Origin of the sequence: Pseudomonas sp. NPDC096925 (genome assembly GCF_044762545.1) — a bacterium.
Taxonomy (GTDB): domain Bacteria; phylum Pseudomonadota; class Gammaproteobacteria; order Pseudomonadales; family Pseudomonadaceae; genus Aquipseudomonas.
The window spans coordinates 164,011-184,525 of sequence record NZ_JBIWEM010000005.1 but is presented as its reverse complement, the minus strand read 5'-3'; the positions used below and the strand labels follow the sequence as shown (position 1 = coordinate 184,525).

Here is a 20,515-nt window from a genome sequence, read left to right as displayed (position 1 = left end):
GGGTAAACCCGCTCCCACAGGAATTGCACAGCCTCGGAAACCTGTGCAGTCCCTGTGGGAGCGGGCGTGCCCGCGAAGAGGCCTACAACCAGACCACCGGCCTGGCGCACGCTGAACTACCGACCTATTGTGCCGTCTGAGAGCCGTGGCGAGTCTCATCACTCGCTAGCCCGCAACTCTCCCTGTAAACTGCGTGGGTTTTTCATCCCCCAATCCTTTCGGAGCCATACATGTCCCGCGTTACCCTGAGTCGCTATCTGATTGAGCAGACCCGCAGCAACAATACCCCTGCCGATCTGCGCTTCCTGATCGAAGTGGTGGCGCGTGCGTGCAAGGAAATCAGCCATCACGTGTCCAAAGGCGCCCTCGGCGGTGTGCTGGGCAGCATGGGCACTGAAAACGTGCAGGGCGAAGTCCAGAAGAAACTGGACGTGATTTCCAACGATATCCTGCTGGAAGCCAACGAATGGGGCGGCCACCTGGCTGGCATGGCCTCCGAAGAAATGGACAACGCCTACCAGATTCCGGGCAAGTACCCGAAAGGCGCCTACCTGCTGGTCTTCGACCCGCTGGACGGCTCGTCCAACATCGACGTCAACGTTTCGGTCGGTACCATCTTCTCGGTACTGCGTTGCCCTAACGAGTATCTGAGCCAGAACGAAACCCTGAACGAAAATGCCTTCCTGCAGCCAGGCACCCAGCAGGTCGCCGCCGGTTACGCCATCTATGGCCCGCAGACCATGCTGATCCTGACCCTGGGCAACGGCGTCAAGGGCTTCACCCTGGACCGCGAACTGGGCAGCTTCGTCCTCACCCACGAAAACATCCGCGTGCCGGAAAGCACCGCCGAGTTCGCCATCAACATGTCCAACCAGCGCCACTGGGAAGCCCCGGTTCAGCGTTACGTGGGCGAGCTGCTGGCAGGCGAGACCGGCCCGCTGAAGAAGAACTACAACATGCGCTGGATCGCCTCGATGGTGGCCGACGTGCACCGCATCCTGACCCGTGGCGGCCTGTTCATGTACCCACGTGACGCCCGCGAGCCGAGCAAGCCGGGCAAGCTGCGCCTGATGTACGAAGCCAACCCGATGTCGTTCATCATCGAACAGGCTGGCGGCGCCTCCACCAACGGTTACGATCGCATCCTCGACATCAAGCCGGAAAGCCTGCACCAGCGTGTGTCGGTAATCCTCGGCTCGAAGGAAGAGGTCGAGCGCGTCACCGCCTACCACAAGGAGTAAGTCATGCTCGCACCTTGGCAGCCGTTGCTGGAGTGGTGGTTCGGTTGGGGCACCAGTCCCCAGGCCGTGGCTGACGAGAAGAGCACGCTGTGGTTCGGCAAGCATCACGATGCCGAGGCCCATGCGCTGTTTGGCGAGCTGGTCGAGCACGCCCTGGCGGGTGGGCTCGACGAGTGGCAGCAAAGCCCGCAGGGCTGGCTGGGCCTGCTGATCCTGCTGGACCAGCTGCCACGCATGATCTACCGCGACACGCCGCGCGCCTTCGAGGGCGACCGGCGTGCCCAGGTGGTGGCGATGCAGGGTTTGCAGAAGAACTGGGATTACCAGTTGCTGCCGATCCAGCGGGTGTTCGTGCTGCTGGTGCTGGAGCATGCCGAAGTGCTTGACTGGCAGAACCTGTGCGTCGAGCGCTACCAGTTGCTGCTGGACGAGCAGCCCGAAGCCAACCGCCGGCTGTTCGAAGGCTTCCTCGACTATGCCGAGCAGCACCAACGGGTGATTGCCCGGTTTGGGCGCTTTCCGCACCGCAACCTGGTGCTGGAGCGGCCGAGCACCAGTGAAGAAATGGACTTTTTGCTGGAGCCAGGCTCCAGATTCTGAGGTTTTGTGGTCTGCTGCGCAGGCCATCGCGACGCAAGGCCGCCCCTGCACGGGGCGGCCTTTTTGTTTGGTCGGGATACTCCTTTGTGATTAATCGCACAGTAGTGGCCATCCGACCAATGGCGTAGGGGTAGAGGAGGGAGGGCAGGGAACCTGGGAGGGTTTTTATCGTCGAAGGTCACTACAGGCCACTCGCCTGTATCCCCTCTTCAGGAGTGTCCTTCATGTCGTTGCGTTCCCTCGCCCTGTTGTCGCTGTGCGTCGTCCTGACTGCCTGCAGCAAGATCAACCAGGAAAACTATTCCAAGATCAAGGCCGGTATGAACAAGGCCGAGGTCGAGCAGTTGCTCGGCACGCCGACCGAGTGCTCTGGCGCACTGGGCATGAGCAGCTGCACCTGGGGGGACGAGAAGAGCTTCATCAGCGTGCAGTACGCTGCAGACAAGGTACTGATGTATTCAGGGCAGGGTCTCAAATGAGGCGTCTGTATCTGCTGATGGGGGTATGCCTGGCGTTGCTGCTTGGTGGTTGTGCCGGCTCCGTGCACGATCCGCTGGCGCCGAAGACCGCTGGCCACATCGACCTCAAGCGCTACCAGGGCAAATGGTACGAGCTGGCGCGCCTGCCCATGCGCTACCAGACCGGCTGCGAACAGTCCGAGGCGCATTACAACCTCAAACTGGATGGTAGCCTCGGCGTGCTCAACCGCTGCCGTACCATGGGTGACGAATGGCTGCGCGCCGAAGGGCATGCGAGCATCCAGGAGCCGGGGCACACTGACAAGTTGTGGGTCGAGTTCGACAACTGGTTCACCAAGCTGGTGCCAGGTGTGGCCAGGGGCGAGTACTGGATTCTGTATGTGGATGAACGCTACCGCACGGCGGTGGTCGGCAGCCCGGATCGCAAGCACTTGTGGATCCTTTCGCGTACGCCGACGCTACCGGCCTGGGAGCGCGAGAACCTGATGTCCAGAGCACGGCAACAGGGGTATGACACCAGCCGCCTGATCTGGCGCGCGTCGGACCAGCAGATCGTCAAGAGGCACTGAGGTTCAGAGTGGTTGTGGGTGTGGGCCTACCCGCAACCGCGATGTATGGCACCGGCTTCGCCGGTGTTCGCGGGTAAACCCGCTCCCACAGGTACTGCACCGCATCTGAGTTCAGCGCCTCACCTGTGGGAGCGGGTTCACCCGCGAATGCGAGAGAACTGCCGGTAGATCAGCCCAAAAGCTGCCGCAGTACCTCGGCAAACGCCAACCGGCTTTCCTCTTCCTGCGCATGCCGCCCCTGGCGCACCACCCACTGCCCATTCACCATCACATCCCGCACCTGGCGATCGCCCCCGGCAAACAGCCAGCGGTTGAGAATGGCATCTCCGTCCGCCATGGCGATGTAAGGGTCCTGCCCGTCGAGCACCAGCCAGTCGGCGCGCTTGCCCACAGCCAGCTCCCCGACCGCCTGCCCCAGCGCCTGTGCACCGCCCGCCAGCGCAGCGTCATACAGCGTGCGCCCGACCATCGGCTGGTCGCCGCGATACAGGCGGTTACGCCGCTGGTCGCGCAGCCGCTGGCCATATTCCAGCCAGCGCAGCTCCTCCACCACGCTCAGCGACACATGGCTGTCCGAACCAATGCCCATCCGCCCACCCTGTGCCAGGTAGTCCACTGCCGGGAAAATCCCGTCGCCCAGATTGGCCTCGGTGGTCAGGCACAGCCCGGCTACCGCGCCGCTGCGAGCCATGGCCGTAACTTCATCCGGCTCGGCATGGGTGGCATGCACCAGGCACCAGCGTGGGTCCACGTCCACATGTTCGTATAGCCACTGCAACGGGCGCAGGCCGCTCCAGGCCAGGCAGTCGTCGACTTCCTTCTGCTGCTCGGCGATATGGATATGCACCGGGCATTGCTTGTCGCTGGCTGCCAGCACCTCGGCGATCTGCCCGGGCGTCACCGCCCGCAGCGAATGGAAGCACAATCCCAGTTGCTGTGCGGGTTGTGCGGCCAGCAGCGGGGCCAGTTGCGCTTGCAGTTGCAGGTATTGCTCGGTGGAGTTGATGAAGCGCCGTTGCCCGTCATTCGGGGCCTGGCCGCCGAAGCCTGAATGGCTGTACAGCACCGGCAGCAAGGTCAGGCCAATGCCACTGTCGGCTGCGGCTGCGCTGATGCGGCGGGACAGTTCGGCCGGGTCGGCATAGGTCTTGCCGGCCTGGTCGTGGTGCACGTAGTGGAATTCGGCGACCGAGGTATAGCCGGCCTTGAGCATCTCGATGTACAGCTGGCGGGCGATGACCTGCAGCTGCTCCGGGCTGATCTGGCCGACCAGGCGGTACATCAGGTCGCGCCAGGTCCAGAAACTGTCATTGGGGTTGCCGGCGACCTCCGCCAGCCCTGCCATGGCGCGCTGGAAGGCATGCGAGTGCAGGTTGGGCATGCCGGGCAGCAGCGGGCCGGCCAGCCGCTCGGCGCCCTCGGCCGAGGCGCCCGGCTCGATGCGGGCCACGTGGCCATCGCGGGTGACCTCGATACGGACATGGCTGGCCCAGCCCGTGGGCAGCAGGGCGCGTTCGGCAAAGTAGGCGGACATCGGTGAAAATCCTGTTATTGTTAACTTGTATATACATATACAGGCGTTTGCCTGCCGGGTAAACTGCGGCAAGCTACCGCTCATTCCATTTGCACAAGGATCCAACGCCGTGCCGACACCTCCTGTCTCCGCGCTGGTTGCCCAGATGGGCGAGGGCCCGGCGCCGCTGTACGCCCGGGTCAAACAGATGATCATCCAGCAGATCGACAATGGCAGCTGGCCACCGCATCACCGGGTACCCTCGGAGAGCGAACTGGTCAGCGAGCTGGGCTTCAGCCGCATGACCATCAACCGCGCCCTGCGCGAACTCACCGCCGAAGGCCTGCTGGTGCGCATGCAAGGGGTCGGTACCTTCGTGGCCGAGCCCAAGGGGCGTTCGGCGCTGTTCGAGGTCAACAACATCGCCGACGAAATTGCCGCGCGTGGCCACCAGCATAGCTGCCAGGTGATCACCCTCACCGAGGAAGCGGCCGGTTCCGAGCGGGCGCTGGCCCTGGACATGCGTGAAGGCCAGCGGGTGTTCCACTCGCTGATCGTGCATTTCGAGAATGGCGTGCCGGTGCAGATCGAGGACCGCTACGTCAATGCGGCGATTGCCCCCGAGTACCTCAAGCAGGACTTCACCCGGCAGACGCCTTACGCCTATCTGTCGCAGGTGGCGCCGCTGACCGAGGGTGAGCACGTGGTCGAGGCGATCCTGGCCGAGCCGGAAGAATGCCGCCTGTTGCAGATCGAGCGGGGCGAGCCCTGCCTGCTTATCCGCCGTCGCACCTGGTCCGGCCGCCAGCCGGTGACCGCCGCGCGGCTGATCCACCCCGGTTCCCGTCATCGCCTGGAAGGACGTTTCAGTAAATGAGTCAGCTGCAGTTGTTGCGTGCGCAGGACTACCCGCGCATGCCGTGGAAGAACGGTGGCGGTTTCACCGAAGAAATTACCCGCGACAGTGGCGAGGGCCTGGACGGCTTTGGCTGGCGCCTGTCGATTGCCGATATCGAGGAGTCCGGCGGCTTTTCCACCTTCGCCGGCTACCAGCGGATCATCACCGTGCTGCAGGGCGACGGTATGCGCCTGCTGGTCGACGGCCAGGCCAGCCGGCCGTTGCTGCCGTTCGATGCCTTTGCCTTCAGCGGCGAGAGCCAGGTCAGCTGCAAGCTGCTGGGCGGGGCGATCCGCGATTTCAACCTGATCTATGCACCGCAGCGCTACCGGGCGCGGTTGCAGTGGTTCGATGGCACCAGCCGCTTGTACAGCTCGGCGTCGACGGTGTTGCTGTTCGCAGCCAGCAGCCAGGTCGAGGTTGGCATCGCCGGGCGTGAGACGCAGCGGTTGGGGTTGTATGACTGCTTGCGGCTGGAGGGCAATGACCAGTTGCTGGGGCTCGAGGTTCAAGGGCGGTTCTGCCTGATCGAGTTGGTGGGGCGCTGAGGGGTTCGCCTGTAGGTTTTTGTCTCCTGTAAGTTCGCCTGTAGTTTTTTGTCGCCTGTAAGATCGAGCGCCGCCCGCGCGGCGCTTCGCGGGACAAGCCCGCTCCCACATTTGTTGCAACGTGCCGAACCTGTCAGGCCATGGTTGCTTGCCTTGGTGCATGTCTTGAGACGGGTGAGGCGGCCGCAGCGCCAGCCGAGAAATTGAGTCAGACCAACAAGGCTGACAACCATGGCCTGACAGACATGGCCACGTTGCAACAAATGTGGGAGCGGGCTTGTCCCGCGAAGCGCCGCGCGGGCGGCGCTCGATCTCACTGGCGCAGAAAGAATCAACGCATGCACCAAACCATTCAGCGGAAAGGTCCGATTATTTTGGTTGTCCATGCTTGTACATACAAGTAAAGATGTGTTTGTATATCTACCACGACATACCCGCCCGCGGACGACCGTAGAGGACCTTTCCCGTGACCGACAACAACAAATACCGTGACGTTGAGATCCGTGCCCCACGTGGCAACAAGCTGACTGCCAAAAGCTGGCTGACCGAAGCGCCACTGCGCATGCTGATGAACAACCTCGATCCACAGGTCGCGGAAAACCCGAAAGAACTGGTGGTGTACGGCGGTATCGGCCGTGCCGCGCGCAACTGGGCCTGCTACGACAAGATCGTCGAGACCCTGACCCGCCTGGAAGACGACGAAACCCTGCTGGTACAGTCGGGCAAGCCGGTTGGCGTGTTCAAGACCCACAGCAACGCCCCGCGCGTGCTGATCGCCAACTCCAACCTGGTGCCGCACTGGGCCAACTGGGAACACTTCAACGAACTGGACGCCAAGGGCCTGGCCATGTACGGCCAGATGACCGCCGGCAGCTGGATCTACATCGGCAGCCAGGGCATCGTCCAGGGCACCTACGAAACCTTCGTCGAAGCCGGTCGCCAGCATTACGGCGGCAGCCTGAAAGGAAAGTGGGTACTGACCGCCGGCCTGGGTGGCATGGGCGGCGCGCAGCCTCTGGCCGCCACCCTGGCCGGTGCCTGCTCGCTGAACATCGAATGCCAGCAGAGCCGCATCGACTTCCGCCTGGAAACCCGCTACGTCGACGAGCAGGCCACTGACCTCGACGACGCCCTGGCACGCATCGCCAAGTACACCGCCGAAGGCAAGGCCATCTCCATTGCCCTGCACGGCAACGCTGCCGAAATCCTGCCAGAGCTGGTCAAGCGTGGCGTGCGCCCGGACATGGTCACCGACCAGACCAGCGCCCACGACCCACTGAACGGCTACCTGCCGGCCGGCTGGACCTGGGAACAATACCGCGACCGTGCGCAGACCGAACCGGCTGCCGTGGTCAAGGCCGCCAAGCAGTCGATGGCCGTACATGTTCAAGCCATGCTCGACTTCCAGAAGCAGGGTATCCCGACCTTCGACTACGGCAACAACATCCGCCAGATGGCCAAGGAAGAAGGCGTGACCAATGCCTTCGACTTCCCGGGCTTCGTGCCGGCCTACATCCGCCCGCTGTTCTGCCGTGGCATCGGCCCGTTCCGCTGGGCGGCGCTGTCCGGTGATGCCGAAGACATCTACAAGACCGACGCCAAGGTCAAGGAACTGATCCCCGACGACGCCCACCTGCACCGCTGGCTGGACATGGCCCGCGAGCGCATCAGCTTCCAGGGCCTGCCGGCACGTATCTGCTGGGTTGGCCTGGGCCTGCGCGCCAAGCTGGGCCTGGCGTTCAACGAAATGGTACGCAGCGGCGAGCTGTCGGCACCGATCGTGATCGGCCGTGACCACCTGGACTCCGGTTCGGTGTCCAGCCCCAACCGTGAAACCGAAGCCATGCGCGACGGCTCCGATGCCGTCTCCGACTGGCCGCTGCTCAACGCCCTGCTGAACACCGCCGGCGGTGCTACCTGGGTTTCGCTGCACCACGGTGGTGGCGTGGGCATGGGCTTCTCCCAGCACTCGGGCATGGTCATCGTCTGCGACGGTACCGATGAAGCCGCCGCGCGTATCGCGCGCGTGCTGACCAACGACCCAGGGACCGGTGTAATGCGTCATGCCGATGCCGGTTACGACATCGCCATCGACTGTGCCAAGGAGCAGGGCCTGGACCTGCCGATGATCACTGGCTGATCGCCACGCTTTGGATCGCACCCCACAAGGGTGATACTGAACAACAAGAAGGGGCGCGCAGGCACCAGAAAACGGGCCTGCGGCTCCACGCGATTGGAGTAGTGAAGTGACCGAATTGACCCTCAAGCCCGGCACCCTGACCCTGGCCCAGCTGCGCGCCATCCATGCCGCGCCCGTGCGCCTGCAACTGGACGCCAGCGCCGCGCCGGCCATCGACGCCAGCGTTGCCTGCGTCGAGCAGATCATTGCCGAAGACCGTACCGCCTACGGCATCAACACCGGTTTCGGCCTGCTGGCCTCGACCCGCATCGCCAGCCACGACCTGGAAAACCTGCAGCGCTCGCTGGTACTGTCCCACGCCGCCGGTGTCGGCGCGCCGCTGGATGACGACCTGGTGCGGCTGATCATGGTGCTGAAGATCAACAGCCTCAGCCGTGGCTTCTCCGGCATCCGCCGCAAAGTCATCGACGCGCTGATCGCCCTGGTCAACGCCGAAGTGTACCCGCACATCCCGCTGAAGGGTTCGGTGGGCGCTTCCGGTGACCTCGCCCCGCTGGCGCACATGTCGCTGGTGCTGCTGGGTGAAGGCAAGGCCCGCTACAAGGGCCAGTGGCTGCCAGCCACCGAAGCCCTGGCTGTGGCCGGCCTCGAGCCGCTGACCCTGGCCGCCAAGGAGGGCCTGGCCCTGCTCAACGGTACCCAGGCGTCCACCGCCTATGCCCTGCGTGGCCTGTTCCAGGGCGAAGACCTGTACGCCGCCGCCATCGCCTGCGGCGGCCTGAGTGTCGAAGCCGCACTGGGCTCGCGCTCGCCGTTCGATGCGCGCATCCACGAAGTGCGCGGCCAGCGTGGCCAGATCGACACTGCTGCCTGCTTCCGTGACCTGCTGGGCGACTCCAGCGAAGTGTCGCTGTCGCACAAGAACTGCGACAAGGTCCAGGACCCGTACTCGCTGCGTTGCCAGCCGCAGGTCATGGGCGCCTGCCTGACCCAGCTGCGCCAGGCCGCCGAGGTACTGGGCATCGAAGCCAACGCCGTATCGGACAACCCACTGGTGTTCGCTGCCGAGGGTGACGTGATTTCCGGCGGCAACTTCCACGCCGAGCCGGTGGCCATGGCCGCCGACAATATCGCCCTGGCCATCGCCGAAATCGGTTCGCTCAGCGAGCGCCGTATCTCGCTGATGATGGACAAGCACATGTCCCAGCTGCCGCCGTTCCTGGTGGAAAACGGCGGGGTCAACTCCGGCTTCATGATCGCCCAGGTCACCGCTGCTGCCCTGGCCAGCGAGAACAAGGCCCTGTCGCACCCGCACAGCGTCGACAGCCTGCCAACTTCGGCCAACCAGGAAGACCACGTGTCGATGGCCCCGGCTGCCGGCAAGCGCCTGTGGGAAATGGCCGAAAACACCCGTGGCGTGCTGGCCATCGAATGGCTGGGCGCCTGCCAGGGCCTGGACCTGCGCAAGGGCCTGAAGACTTCCGCCAAGCTGGAGCAGGCGCGCCAGGCGCTGCGCAGCGAAGTGCCGCACTACGACCGTGACCGTTTCTTCGCGCCCGACATCGAAAAGGCCGTGGAACTGTTGGCCAAGGGTAGCCTGACCGGCCTGCTGCCGGCGGGTGTGCTGCCAAGCCTGTAATGCCCCTAGGGCCGCGTTGCGGCCCATCGCGAGCAAGCTCGCTCCTACAAAGGCAACGCATTCCCTTGTAGGAGCGAGCTTGCTCGCGATTGGGCAGCATGGCGGCCCCCTCGATCTCACGACCACAAAAACAATTCAAGGACGTGACATGCAACAAGCTCAAGGTCTCAAGCGCGGGCTGAGTGCCCGCCACATCCGTTTCATGGCCCTCGGTTCCGCCATCGGCACGGGCCTGTTCTACGGCTCCGCCTCGGCCATCCAGATGGCCGGCCCAGCCGTGCTGCTGGCCTACCTGATCGGTGGCGCCGCCGTGTACATGGTCATGCGCGCGCTCGGTGAAATGGCCGTGCACAACCCGGTTGCCGGCTCGTTCGGCCACTACGCCAGCACCTACCTCGGCCCCATGGCCGGCTTCATCCTCGGCTGGACCTACGCCTTCGAGATGGTCATCGTCGCCATCGCCGACGTTACCGCCTTCGGTATCTACATGGGCTTCTGGTTCCCGGAAGTGGCCCGCTGGATCTGGGTGCTGGGCATCGTCTTCCTGATCGGCGGCCTCAACCTGTGCAACGTCAAGGTCTTTGGCGAAATGGAATTCTGGCTGTCGCTGCTCAAGGTCGGCGCCATCGTGGCGATGATCCTGGCCGGCCTCGGCATCATGGCATTCGGCTTCAGCCAGGTAGGCACCGGGCAAGCCGTGGGTGTCAGCAACCTGTTCGACCACGGTGGCTTCATGCCCAATGGCGTGGGTGGCCTGATCGCCTCCTTTGCCGTGGTGATGTTCGCCTTCGGCGGCATCGAGATCATCGGCGTCACCGCCGGTGAGGCCAAGGACCCGCAGCGGGTCATCCCCAAGGCGATCAACGCCGTGCCGTTGCGCATCCTGCTGTTCTACGTGCTCACCCTGTTCGTGCTGATGTGCCTGTTCCCATGGCCACAAATCGGCAGCCAGGGCAGCCCGTTCGTGCAGATCTTCAGCAACCTGGGCATCGGTTCCGCCGCCGCCGTGCTGAACGTCGTGGTTATTTCCGCCGCGATCTCGGCCATCAACAGCGACATCTTCGGCGCCGGTCGCATGATGTACGGCCTCGCGCAGCAAGGCCATGCCCCGCGCGGCTTCAGCAAGCTGTCGAAGCACGGCGTGCCATGGATGACCGTGGTGGTGATGGGTGCTGCGCTGCTGATCGGTGTGCTGCTCAACTACCTGATCCCGGAGAACGTGTTCCTGCTGATCGCATCGATCGCCACCTTCGCCACCGTGTGGGTGTGGCTGATGATCCTGGTCACCCAGGTGGCCATGCGCCGCAGCATGAGCCGTGAACAGGTGGCCCAGTTGCAGTTCCCGGTACCGTTCTGGCCTTACGGCCCGGCCATGGCCATTGCGTTCATGGTGTTCATCTTTGGCGTGCTCGGTTACTTCCCGGATACCCAGGCGGCATTGCTTGTCGGCGTGGTCTGGGTGGTGTTCCTGGTGGCGTCCTACCTGCTGTGGTGCAAGCCGCGCGCAGGGCAGGGCCAGCCGGCAGCGCAACCGGCCGAGCTGCACCGCTAGTACAGGAGTAAATGTATGAAAACCGTCTGGCAGCACTGCCATGTGGCAACCATGGCCGAGGGCCGTTACTCGGCCATCGAGGACGCGGCCATTGTCACCAACGCCGGGCTGATCGAGTGGATCGGCCCACGCACCGAGCTGGCGTCGGTGGAGGCCGAGCGTACGGTGGACCTGGGCGGCGCCTGGGTCACCCCGGGGCTGATCGACTGCCACACCCATGCGGTGTTCGGTGGCAACCGCAGCGGTGAGTTCGAGCAGCGCCTGCAGGGCGTGAGCTATGCCGAAATCGCCGCACAGGGCGGTGGCATCGCCAGCACCGTGCGGGCCACCCGCGCGGCCAGCGAGGACGAGTTGTTCGCCAGTGCTCGCCAGCGGGTCCAGGCGCTGATGCGTGACGGCGTGACCACCATCGAGGTTAAGTCCGGCTACGGCCTGGACCTGGCCAACGAGCGCAAGATGCTGCGCGTGGCCCGGCGCCTGGCCGACGAGTTGCCGCTGGCGGTGCGCGCCACCTGCCTGGCCGCCCACGCCTTGCCGCCGGAGTACGCCGGCCGGGCTGACGACTACATCGCGCATATCTGCGACGAAATGTTGCCGGCCCTGGCCGCCGAAGGCCTGGTGGACGCCGTGGATGCCTTCTGCGAACACCTGGCGTTCTCCCCGGCCCAGGTCGAGCGGCTGTTCATCAAGGCGCGCGAGCTGGGCCTGCCGGTCAAGTTGCACGCCGAGCAGTTGTCCTCGCTGCACGGTTCCAGCCTGGCGGCGCGCTACCAGGCGCTGTCAGCCGACCACCTGGAGTTCATGACCGAGGACGACGCCATTGCCATGGCAAACGCTGGCACGGTCGCCGTGCTGCTGCCGGGCGCGTTCTACTTCCTGCGCGAAACCCAGCTGCCGCCGATGGACGCGCTGCGCCGCCACGGCGTGAAGATCGCCCTGGCCAGTGACCTCAACCCCGGCACCTCGCCAGGGCTGTCGCTGCGTCTGATGCTGAACATGGGCTGCACCTGCTTCCGCATGACCCCGGAAGAAGCCTTGGCCGGTGTCACCGTGCACGCGGCCACGGCGCTGGGCCTGGGCGACAGCCATGGCTCGCTGGAAGTGGGCAAGGTCGCCGACTTCGTCGCCTGGCGGATCGAACGCCCAGCCGACCTGGCCTACTGGCTGGGCGGTGACCTGCCCAAGCGCGTGGTGCGCAAGGGCCACGAGATTTCCAACTGAGAGAGGCACGATGGACAAGGTACTGAGTTTTCACCAGGGCCGCCTGCCGCTGCTGATCAGCATGCCCCATGCCGGCCTGAAACTGTCGCCGGCTGTACGAGATGGCCTGGTCGACCAGGCGCGCAGCCTGCCGGATACCGACTGGCATATTCCACGGCTGTATGACTTTGCCCGCGAGATGGGCGCCAGTGTGGTGGCAGCGGAGTATTCGCGCTTCGTCATCGACCTGAACCGCCCGGATGACGACAAGCCGCTGTACGCCGGCGCCACCACTGGCCTGTACCCAGCCACGCTGTTCGATGGCGAGCCATTGTTCAAGGACGGGCTGGAGCCGACTGGCGAGGAACGCAAGCAGTATCTGGAGCAGATCTGGCGCCCCTACCACGACACGATTCGTCGCGAGCTGGCGCGGCTGCGCGAGCAGTTCGGCTACGCCCTGCTGTGGGACGCCCACTCGATCCGTTCGCTGATCCCGCACCTGTTCGACGGCAAGCTGCCAGACTTCAACCTGGGCACCTTCAACGGCGCCAGCTGCGACCCGGTTCTGGCCGAACAGCTGAATGGGGTCTGCGCCCAGGCCCAGGGCTACAGCCATGTGCTCAATGGCCGCTTCAAGGGCGGGCATATCACCCGGCATTATGGCGACCCGGCCAACCACATCCATGCGGTGCAGCTGGAGCTGGCGCAGAGCACCTACATGGAGGAAACCGAGCCGTTCGATTACCGCGAAGACCTGGCCCGGCCGACACAGGAGGTGTTGAAACAGCTTCTGCAGGCGCTGCTGGACTGGGGCGAGGCGCGTTACGCGCGGTGAAGCTCGCCAACGAGAATGGCGACGCGATGCAGGTCATGCGCGTCGCCAGTCACTGCGGGTCAGTTGGTGTTGATCTGCTTGATGGTGAGTTCGCGCAGTAGCTCCTGCTCTTCCTGATCCTTGTCATCCTGCAGGCCTTGCTGCAAGTTCAACTCATCCTGAAGCGAGTGGTCCTTGCTGGCCAGTTCGAGCACGCGCAGGCGGAAACGGGCCTCTATTTCGGCGAAGCGGTCGGCATATTCGGTTCGCAGACGCATGCTCCAATCCGGATTCGCCAGCATGTAGTCGACCAGTGCATCGCTCAGTTCACTTTTACGGACCTTTTCCAGCACGTTGGATAGCTCATCGCGCGCCAGGTTCGCAGCCCCTCGAAAACGCATGCTGTCGGCGATCGGCAGGTCCAGTTCCCTGGCCAGTTCGCGACGGTAGGCCAGGCGCACCGAGACCCGGTCACCCGTGCCAGTCCGTTGGTTGGCCAGTAACTCCAGCCGTTCGATCCGGAAAAGCTGCAACAGGCGATGTCGCAGTGCTTGCAGGGTATCGCCGGCGTCGATCAACAGGCGTTGGCTCATCAGGTACAGTTCAATGTTGTTGAACTCCTGCAGCGCGCCATCATGGCAGGTCTGCGAGCCGGTTTCCGGGTCTGGCAACGCTGCTGCGGCGATGCTCTCCATGATCGGTCGTTCGGATTCGTTGCTTGCAGCCACCACCAGCATCATGCGTACCCGTTCGCAGAAGGTGGTTCGCGTATTCGGGTCAACGTATGGGGCGGCATTGTGCAAACGGCCCACCAGACGCAACAGGTCACTGCCTTCCAGTTGTTCCCAACAGTCCTGCAGCGCCTCGTTCTGCGCCTCGCTGCCCAGCATCCAGTCCTCCAGCCTGGGCGTATCGTCGCCCAGCAGGGGGAAGTGAGGGTGGTCGAGTGACCCTTCGCTCGAAGAATCGACGGCCATCAGGTTGCCCGGAATATCCAGGGCAAAGGAATAGCTGTGCTGGCTGCTGTCCGAGAACGCGCGTACCCGCAGGATGGTTTCAAGCGGCAGCGGGTTGTCGAACAGGGCGATCGACGAGATCGGCATGGGGTTGTTCAGGTTCGAGAGGATGTGCTCGGGCAACTGGGTAATGTTGTTCGAGCTCAGGTCCAGCAGCTCCAGCGGCAGCAAGCTGTCACACCAGCTAGGCCAGGCTTGCAGGTTCATGTTGGTCAGTGCGAGTGACTGCAGGCTGCTGGACAGTGATGCGGGTACCCGCTCGATGCTGCCCACACGGTTGCCTGACAGGTCCAGCGAGGTCAGGTGTTGCAGCCCTGCGAAGATATCCAGCATGGCCTGGTCGACTTCCAGCCCCATGTTGCGAAACTCCAGGTAGGCGAGCTGGGGAAGGCGAGCCAGGGCCGATGCCAGCGCGGGGGTGGCGGCCTGGTGCTCGTCGATGGTCAGTCGGGTGACGTTCGGGAACCGCCTGAGCAGTTCATCGAGCTGCGAGGCGCTGCCCCGTAACCGCGTCAGGCCAAGTGCACGCACGCGCGCACCGAAGAACGCCGGAAGCCGCCTGGGGAAATGCTCGATGGCCACCTCCTCGAGTTGCAAGCGAAGGTATGACTGGCCCTGCTCCTGTTGTTCCCAGAATTGACTGATCGCCGACTCGATGCGCTGCCTGTCTGCCAGTGCGGCCTGGGTCAAGGGGTTGCTCGAGCTGGACGCCTGGGCCCAGCCATCGATCGCTTCGCGCATCTGTTGTCGCTCCTCGCGAATGCGGGCGAGCTGTTCGGAAAGTGCTGCGGGCTGGTCCGTGGTGATACCCGACGTGTCGAAACGCTCATTCAGCAGCAAGCGCTGCAGGTGGGATTCATTGATGCTGTTGCCTTCCAGGGCGATCACCGGTGGAGTGGTCAGCGTGTCTGTTTCGTGAAGCAGGAACGAGGGCAACGACCTGAGGTTGTTGTGGCGCAACGACAGACGGGCAATGCGCGCCAAGGCGTCGCTGCCAATCCCGATTGGCCATTGGGCCAGCTGCATCTGGTCCAGGCCCAGGTAGTCCAGGGTCAGTTCATGGAAACTTGGCCTGTTGCCCTGCGCCAGACGGTTACCACTCAGGTCCAGGTATCTCAACTGGCGAAGCCCTGCCAGCAGGTTCAGGTCACTTTCGGAAAGCGCCATGTTCTGGTTGGTGATCACCAGCCGTTGCAACCCTGGCAAGTGTTCGGTGATGGTGGGAATGCAAAACAGGAAGGACGAGGGCGTTGCCCTGGGGTCGAACGGCCGGCTGATTTCCAGCGACTCGATCTGTGGCATCTGCCTGAGCAGGCGCTGCAGCAGGCGCTCGTTTTGCGCCCAGCCTGCCAGGGTTCCTGAAGGCAGGTCGATCAGGCTCAGGCTGCGCACCCGTGCGTTGAAGAAATCGGGCAAGGTCAGGGGGATGTCGGCCAGGGGCACACGGGCGATACGCAGCTCGGTGCCAGGCCCGGCGCTGTCGTCCAGTGCGGCGTCGTACCAATGTTGCATGATCGAGTCACGCAGGTTGTCGTAGTCGTGTGCTGCCTGGTCGGTTGCCGGCGAAATGGCTTCGCTCCAGTCGTCCAGCCTGCTTTGCAGCTCGTTGCGCTGCTCCAGCAGTGTCTGCAAATGTTCGAATATCTGCAGCGGTGTACGGCCGTGGCCGGCAAGTGCCAGCAGCACCTGGTCCGGGGAGCGGCCGGTACGAGCAGCGAGGCCTGTGGCTTCGACAGCTTCGAGCAGGCGCTGGCGGGTGACGCCTTGCGTGGCCGGGCCGCCGCCACTGAGCGGGTAGCCGAGGCGGCCGTCGGCCAGGCGCATGGGGGAGCGATAGCCAGGGCGTACCGGCTGCATGCCCAGCAGCACCCTCAGGGCCGGGCGAGGCAGCAACGGGCTTTCCTGTACAAGGCGCTGCAGCGCTTGCGGGGCGGCGACATCCATTTGTGCCATGGCCGCTGGCAGTGCCTCGTACAAGGCGGCGTAAAGGCTTGGGTGGGTTGTGACCACCGCACTCGACAGGTTTTCGTTGTGGACGATGTACCCTGCCCGGGCGTGGGTGATGGTCTTGTACGGGTGGTCGTCCAGCGGGCCTATGGCATGGTCCTGGGTCGGCCAGGACACACGCTGGAGCAGCCGGAGCCTGGTTTCTGTGGGCCAGCCTGGCAGGCGTTCGAGGGTGTGCATGATCAACCGGTCGCTGTCCCAGTTTGGCACGCTGGACAGGTACAGCCCTTCACGGGCGCGGGCCAGGCGGATGTGTTGCTGGTAGACGCGGGCCTCCTCGCCAAGGCGCAGTGGTACCTTGCCGTTGTCGAGCATTTGCAGCTCGTCGGTACTGGCGCCGCGCGCCAGCTCGTTGGCGACTGCTACCGGCAGTTTCGGGTACACCCGCTGTATGGCCTCGGCGCCCGGCGCCAGGCTGAGCGGCAGGCTGGCATAGGCCTTGGAAAACTCAGCTGGGCGAGTGCTGGCATCCGGCAGTTGGCGGATCGTTTCGTCCAGCTTGAAGCGTTGCAGGGTGTCTTCCAGCAAGGCCGGCAGCCGTTGGCTGTCGGCCAGGGCCCGGCGCAGCTCGTCTTCGTGTATGCCGCTGACGGCGAAAATCCGTTGCAGTGTCGGCTCGTCGAAGTGCGCGCTCAAGTGGCCGATACGGCGCAATAGCGTCGTGCCCGACCAACTCAGTGGCTTGTCCGTTACCTGCAACCATGCCCCGGCACCGTTGTGCCGCACTGGCGGTTGGTAGCGGCGAGGATTTGCCGGGTGTTGCAGACGATACTCACCGGTCGTTGGCGCTGGTGTGACGATGTACTGATTGCCCTGCAATACCAGCCAGCGTCTCCCTTGGTGATGCCGTAGGCCCAGTTCGTCCGGTACCAGGTCGTCGGGCAGTGTCTCTGTGCTTTGGTAGGGCGTGAGGTCGGGTTTCCACAGGCGCATCTGGCCATCGGGTGTTTCCACGTCTTCCAGTTCTTCGATGAAGGAAGGCGTTTCCACAGGAATACGTGCCAGCTCTGGCGCCTCATCCGCTGGCTCTTCGATCTCCGGCCCTTCCAGCGCGGTGCCGGCTTCGCCGCCCCGTGAACCTCCCAATGCCTTGGCTGCCGCGCCGAGGGCGGCCATGATCGCCACGTTTTCGATCACATCGACCAGGTAGCCATAGGCTGTATCACGCTCGTCGTTTTCCCAGGCGTCGATACCGTCATACACCTCATGGGCCAGCTGGGCCAGGCACACGGCAAGCATCGCTTCGCCCAGCCCCGGCACGAAGAAGCCGGCGATGTTCAAGCCCGTCAGTACGCGGCTGGCAATCAGTTCCCGGTGGGCGAGTGCGGTGCGCCGGTCGACGATTTCGGTCGGCGTGGCGTGGAACAGCACATCCTTCTCATGACGCTGGGCCTTCTGGAAGGCCATCACGCCCTGGAATGCGTGGCTGAAAGGCCTTTTGACCGGGTACAGGGTGGCGTGCGGGTCCGGAACACGTTCCTGCAGGCCGCGGACACTCCAGGCGAGTGGGGTGAGCCGGTCCTTGAGGCGGGTGATTATGGGCGCCTTGTCGCGGTCGGCGAGGTGCCTGTCCAGGTAGCCGATATCGGCCTGGAGCCTGTCGCGCAATTCGTCGTGCAGGGCTTTCTGGCTGGTGAACTCCTTGAGTGGCGTCGTGCTGTCTTCAGGAATATACAGGGCCACGGCCTGATGCCCTGTGGCTTGCAGGGTGATGAGCACAACCCCGGTCAGTTCGGCTTCCCACAAGTCGAGCAAGCTGAAGGTAATCGGTGAGGAGGGCGACGCCGCCTGGTCAAGTGGCGCGGCTAGAGCGGCGGTATATAGCGTTTCGCTGATGTCGCCCTTGAGGCGGGCGAAATGCAGGGATTGCCGGAATGCCGAGACCTCGGCACGCCCCAGGGTTTCATAAACGGCCAGTGCGGTTTCATCGGCGCTGAGCGGCGGCGTGGCCGCCGGATAGTAGATGGCATGTACCCGCTCATGGTACTTGCCGCCGATATCCAGCGTGCGACACAAGTCGGCGAAATCTTCGGCGGCGATGTCCAGTGCATTGATGATCGGCACGGTACCCATGAAGCGCCGATGATCGACGATGACCGACTTCTTCAGCAGGCTAGCGGGCGCGTCCATGCCATGTTCAGTGGTGGCGGGCAGGTCGAAGTTGTGCAAGGCGCAATGCAGCAGCGAGCGCGTAGCCCGGTCGATGGCCTGGCGGCTGTCGATGGCATTGGTCGCCTCGATCAGGCGGGCATCGATGAGGTAGGTGTTGCGCACATCCAGGTCAAGCCCGAATTGCTGCTTGACGGCTTCGGTGAGTGCTTGGGTGGCGTAGGTTTCCAGGGTTGGAAGCTGTTCGAACAGCTTGTGCACCTGCGCCTGGTGTTCGCGGTGGCGTGCATGCTCCTCCTGCCATGCCTTGGCGACCTCCGGTTGTTGCTGGAGTGCCGTTGCCAGCCAGGCAGGGGTTTGAAGCCAGTTGCGCATCGCGCGGTGGGTTTCTGGCGGAGCCTGCTTGAGCCAGGTGGGGACTTTGCGCTCGATGGTGGCGTAGTGAACACTAGGCGCGGCAGTGACTGCAGTTGGCATGGCGAGGCCCTTGCTTGATTTGGGGCAAGGGACTATCGCTGGCCTGTCCGGGCTGTGGGAGGTAGATATATGTGCCCTTCAGGGGCAGTGCTCAAAGCGCAATTCAGGTTTATGATGGCCCACGGCTGAACAATCCTCACACGGAGTGCGCAATGCAGACCCTGTACCCGCAGATCAAACCTTACGCCCGGCACGATCTGGCCGTGGAAGCGCCGCATGTGCTGTATGTCGATGAAAGCGGCTCGCCAGAAGGTCTGCCAGTGGTATTCATCCACGGCGGCCCGGGCGCCGGTTGCGACGCCCAGAGCCGCTGCTACTTCGACCCCACCCTGTACCGCATCATCACCTTCGACCAGCGCGGCTGTGGTCGCTCCACGCCGCACGCGAGCCTGGAGAACAACACCACCTGGCACCTGGTCGAGGACCTGGAGCGCATCCGCGAGCACCTGGGCATTGATAAATGGGTGCTGTTCGGCGGCTCGTGGGGTTCCACCCTGGCCCTGGCCTACGCCCAGACCCACCCCGAGCGGGTACATGGCCTGATCCTGCGCGGTATCTTCCTGTGCCGCCCCCAGGAAATCCAGTGGTTCTACCAGGAAGGCGCCAGCCGCCTGTTCCCCGACTACTGGCAGGACTACATCGCGCCGATCCCGCCGGAAGAGCGCGGTGACCTGGTATCGGCCTTCCACAAGCGCCTGACCGGCAACGACCAGATCGCCCAGATGCACGCGGCCAAGGCCTGGTCCACCTGGGAGGGCCGTACTGCCACCTTGCGCCCCAACCCGCTGGTGGTCGATCGCTTCTCCGAGCCGCAGCGCGCGCTGTCGATCGCCCGTATCGAATGCCACTACTTCATGAACAATGCTTTCCTCGAGCCGGATCAGCTGATTCGCGACCTGCCGAAAATTGCTCATCTGCCGGCGGTGATCGTGCATGGCCGCTATGATGTGATTTGTCCGCTGGACAACGCCTGGGCGCTGCACCAGGCCTGGCCGAACAGCGAACTGAAGGTTATCCGTGACGCTGGCCACGCGGCTTCCGAACCGGGCATCACCGATGCCTTGGTGCGTGCTGCCGACCAGATGGCCCGACGTTTGCTCGATCTGCCCCTGGAAGAAGCATGAGGGGCCTGCTGCAACGTGTGCGCGGCGCACGGGTGGAAGTAGCGGGGGAGGTGGTAGGTGCCATCGACCAAGGTTTGCTGGTGCTGGTGGCCGTCGAGCCTGAAGATACCCGTGAGCAGGCCGACAAGCTGCTGCACAAGCTGTTGAACTACCGGGTGTTCAGTGACGAGCAGGGCAAGATGAACCTGTCGCTCAAGGATGTCGGGGGTGGTTTGTTGCTGGTGTCGCAGTTCACCCTGGCGGCAGACACCCGCAACGGCATGCGCCCGAGCTTCTCGACGGCAGCGCCACCGGCCCTCGGCGCCGAGTTGTTCGACTATCTTTTGCAGCAAGCCAGGGCTCGGCACGCCGACGTGGCAAGCGGGCAATTCGGCGCAGACATGCAGGTGCACCTGGTCAATGATGGCCCCGTAACATTTATGTTACAAATGTGAGGGCAAAAAACCCCTTGTTCACAAGAAAACAAGGGGTTTTGTACGATAAATAGTTGTTCCAGCCTGATGCGTTGTCACGCGACCTGCTGGATAATCGCGCGCTGCATGGACCTGCGTTCGCAGGTTCGTTTCACTCTGACTCGAGCATTGTCTGG

Annotated in this window: 15 protein-coding genes; 13 read left to right on the top strand and 2 right to left on the bottom strand. The window is 63.9% G+C overall.

The features are described from left to right. Positions 1 to 230 precede the first annotated feature (230 nt). From ACIQYU_RS16465 to ACIQYU_RS16450, 4 genes are all read left to right on the top strand, one after another. Positions 231 to 1,241 (top strand): class 1 fructose-bisphosphatase, encoded by a 1,011-nt coding sequence (locus ACIQYU_RS16465; RefSeq protein ID WP_016712457.1) that lies wholly within the window; start codon positions 231 to 233, stop codon positions 1,239 to 1,241. Between the two features lie 3 nt (positions 1,242 to 1,244). Continuing rightward, positions 1,245 to 1,841, top strand: coding sequence for a DUF924 family protein (locus tag ACIQYU_RS16460; RefSeq protein ID WP_063912031.1), 597 nt, complete (start codon positions 1,245 to 1,247; stop codon positions 1,839 to 1,841). 224 nt (positions 1,842 to 2,065) lie between these two features. Next, complete coding sequence (bamE, locus tag ACIQYU_RS16455) at positions 2,066 to 2,320, top strand: outer membrane protein assembly factor BamE (RefSeq protein ID WP_003249234.1); 255 nt, start codon at positions 2,066 to 2,068, stop codon at positions 2,318 to 2,320. After that, positions 2,317 to 2,889: a lipocalin family protein gene (locus ACIQYU_RS16450; RefSeq protein WP_207828367.1), complete on the top strand. Its 573-nt coding sequence runs from the start codon at positions 2,317 to 2,319 to the stop codon at positions 2,887 to 2,889. Before bamE ends, ACIQYU_RS16450 begins: the two co-directional genes overlap by 4 nt. Positions 2,890 to 3,058: 169 nt before the next feature. On the opposite strand, the gene ACIQYU_RS16445 is transcribed toward ACIQYU_RS16450, so the two are convergent. Continuing rightward, complete coding sequence (locus tag ACIQYU_RS16445) at positions 3,059 to 4,423, bottom strand: formimidoylglutamate deiminase (RefSeq protein WP_207828369.1); 1,365 nt, start codon at positions 4,421 to 4,423, stop codon at positions 3,059 to 3,061. A gap of 145 nt (positions 4,424 to 4,568) precedes the next feature. On the opposite strand from ACIQYU_RS16445, the gene hutC reads away from it, so the two are divergent. The 7 genes from hutC to hutG all read left to right on the top strand — a co-directional run bounded on the left by hutC (position 4,569) and on the right by hutG (position 13,214). Beyond that, positions 4,569 to 5,279 carry a histidine utilization repressor gene (hutC, locus tag ACIQYU_RS16440; protein ID WP_177328482.1) on the top strand — a complete coding sequence of 237 codons (711 nt, stop codon included), beginning with the start codon at positions 4,569 to 4,571 and terminating at the stop codon, positions 5,277 to 5,279. Then, positions 5,276 to 5,848 carry a HutD family protein gene (locus tag ACIQYU_RS16435; RefSeq protein ID WP_207828378.1) on the top strand — a complete coding sequence of 191 codons (573 nt, stop codon included), beginning with the start codon at positions 5,276 to 5,278 and terminating at the stop codon, positions 5,846 to 5,848. Before hutC ends, ACIQYU_RS16435 begins: the two co-directional genes overlap by 4 nt. A 466-nt stretch (positions 5,849 to 6,314) precedes the next feature. Next, on the top strand, positions 6,315 to 7,988 hold the full coding sequence (gene hutU / locus ACIQYU_RS16430; RefSeq protein WP_207828380.1) for a urocanate hydratase: 1,674 nt from the start codon (positions 6,315 to 6,317) through the stop codon (positions 7,986 to 7,988). Positions 7,989 to 8,094: 106 nt separating this feature from the next. Beyond that, entirely contained in the window at positions 8,095 to 9,627 is a 1,533-nt protein-coding gene (hutH, locus tag ACIQYU_RS16425; RefSeq protein ID WP_063912025.1) for a histidine ammonia-lyase, read from the top strand. Positions 9,628 to 9,775: 148 nt separating this feature from the next. Beyond that, positions 9,776 to 11,179, top strand: coding sequence for an amino acid permease (locus ACIQYU_RS16420; protein WP_207828382.1), 1,404 nt, complete (start codon positions 9,776 to 9,778; stop codon positions 11,177 to 11,179). Between the two features lie 15 nt (positions 11,180 to 11,194). Then, positions 11,195 to 12,400 carry an imidazolonepropionase gene (hutI, locus tag ACIQYU_RS16415; protein ID WP_402800824.1) on the top strand — a complete coding sequence of 402 codons (1,206 nt, stop codon included), beginning with the start codon at positions 11,195 to 11,197 and terminating at the stop codon, positions 12,398 to 12,400. Positions 12,401 to 12,410: 10 nt separating this feature from the next. After that, positions 12,411 to 13,214 (top strand): N-formylglutamate deformylase, encoded by an 804-nt coding sequence (gene hutG / locus ACIQYU_RS16410; RefSeq protein ID WP_207828386.1) that lies wholly within the window; start codon positions 12,411 to 12,413, stop codon positions 13,212 to 13,214. Between the two features lie 59 nt (positions 13,215 to 13,273). On the opposite strand, the gene ACIQYU_RS16405 is transcribed toward hutG, so the two are convergent. Further along, entirely contained in the window at positions 13,274 to 18,802 is a 5,529-nt protein-coding gene (locus ACIQYU_RS16405; RefSeq protein ID WP_402800821.1) for a dermonecrotic toxin domain-containing protein, read from the bottom strand. A 152-nt stretch (positions 18,803 to 18,954) separates the two neighbouring features. Here ACIQYU_RS16405 and pip point away from each other — a divergent pair, with 152 nt between their 5' ends. Further along, on the top strand, positions 18,955 to 19,926 hold the full coding sequence (pip, locus tag ACIQYU_RS16400) for a prolyl aminopeptidase (RefSeq protein WP_207828389.1): 972 nt from the start codon (positions 18,955 to 18,957) through the stop codon (positions 19,924 to 19,926). Next, positions 19,923 to 20,360, top strand: a complete 438-nt coding sequence (dtd, locus tag ACIQYU_RS16395) for a D-aminoacyl-tRNA deacylase (RefSeq protein ID WP_207828391.1) — start codon at positions 19,923 to 19,925, stop codon at positions 20,358 to 20,360. Before pip ends, dtd begins: the two co-directional genes overlap by 4 nt. Positions 20,361 to 20,515 lie beyond the last annotated feature (155 nt).

Bases quoted from the DNA above. Each gene is read 5' to 3' on its own strand.
- ACIQYU_RS16445 (WP_207828369.1), bottom strand. From the start codon at position 4,423: ATGTCCGCCTACTTTGCCGAACGCGCCCTGCTGCCCACGGGCTGGGCC.
- hutC (WP_177328482.1), top strand. From the start codon at position 4,569: ATGGGCGAGGGCCCGGCGCCGCTGTACGCCCGGGTCAAACAGATGATC.
- hutI (WP_402800824.1), top strand. From the start codon at position 11,195: ATGAAAACCGTCTGGCAGCACTGCCATGTGGCAACCATGGCCGAGGGC.
- bamE (WP_003249234.1), top strand. From the start codon at position 2,066: ATGTCGTTGCGTTCCCTCGCCCTGTTGTCGCTGTGCGTCGTCCTGACT.
- ACIQYU_RS16460 (WP_063912031.1), top strand. From the start codon at position 1,245: ATGCTCGCACCTTGGCAGCCGTTGCTGGAGTGGTGGTTCGGTTGGGGC.
- ACIQYU_RS16450 (WP_207828367.1), top strand. From the start codon at position 2,317: ATGAGGCGTCTGTATCTGCTGATGGGGGTATGCCTGGCGTTGCTGCTT.
- hutG (WP_207828386.1), top strand. From the start codon at position 12,411: ATGGACAAGGTACTGAGTTTTCACCAGGGCCGCCTGCCGCTGCTGATC.
- pip (WP_207828389.1), top strand. From the start codon at position 18,955: ATGCAGACCCTGTACCCGCAGATCAAACCTTACGCCCGGCACGATCTG.
- ACIQYU_RS16465 (WP_016712457.1), top strand. From the start codon at position 231: ATGTCCCGCGTTACCCTGAGTCGCTATCTGATTGAGCAGACCCGCAGC.
- ACIQYU_RS16405 (WP_402800821.1), bottom strand. From the start codon at position 18,802: ATGCCAACTGCAGTCACTGCCGCGCCTAGTGTTCACTACGCCACCATC.
- ACIQYU_RS16420 (WP_207828382.1), top strand. From the start codon at position 9,776: ATGCAACAAGCTCAAGGTCTCAAGCGCGGGCTGAGTGCCCGCCACATC.
- dtd (WP_207828391.1), top strand. From the start codon at position 19,923: ATGAGGGGCCTGCTGCAACGTGTGCGCGGCGCACGGGTGGAAGTAGCG.
- ACIQYU_RS16435 (WP_207828378.1), top strand. From the start codon at position 5,276: ATGAGTCAGCTGCAGTTGTTGCGTGCGCAGGACTACCCGCGCATGCCG.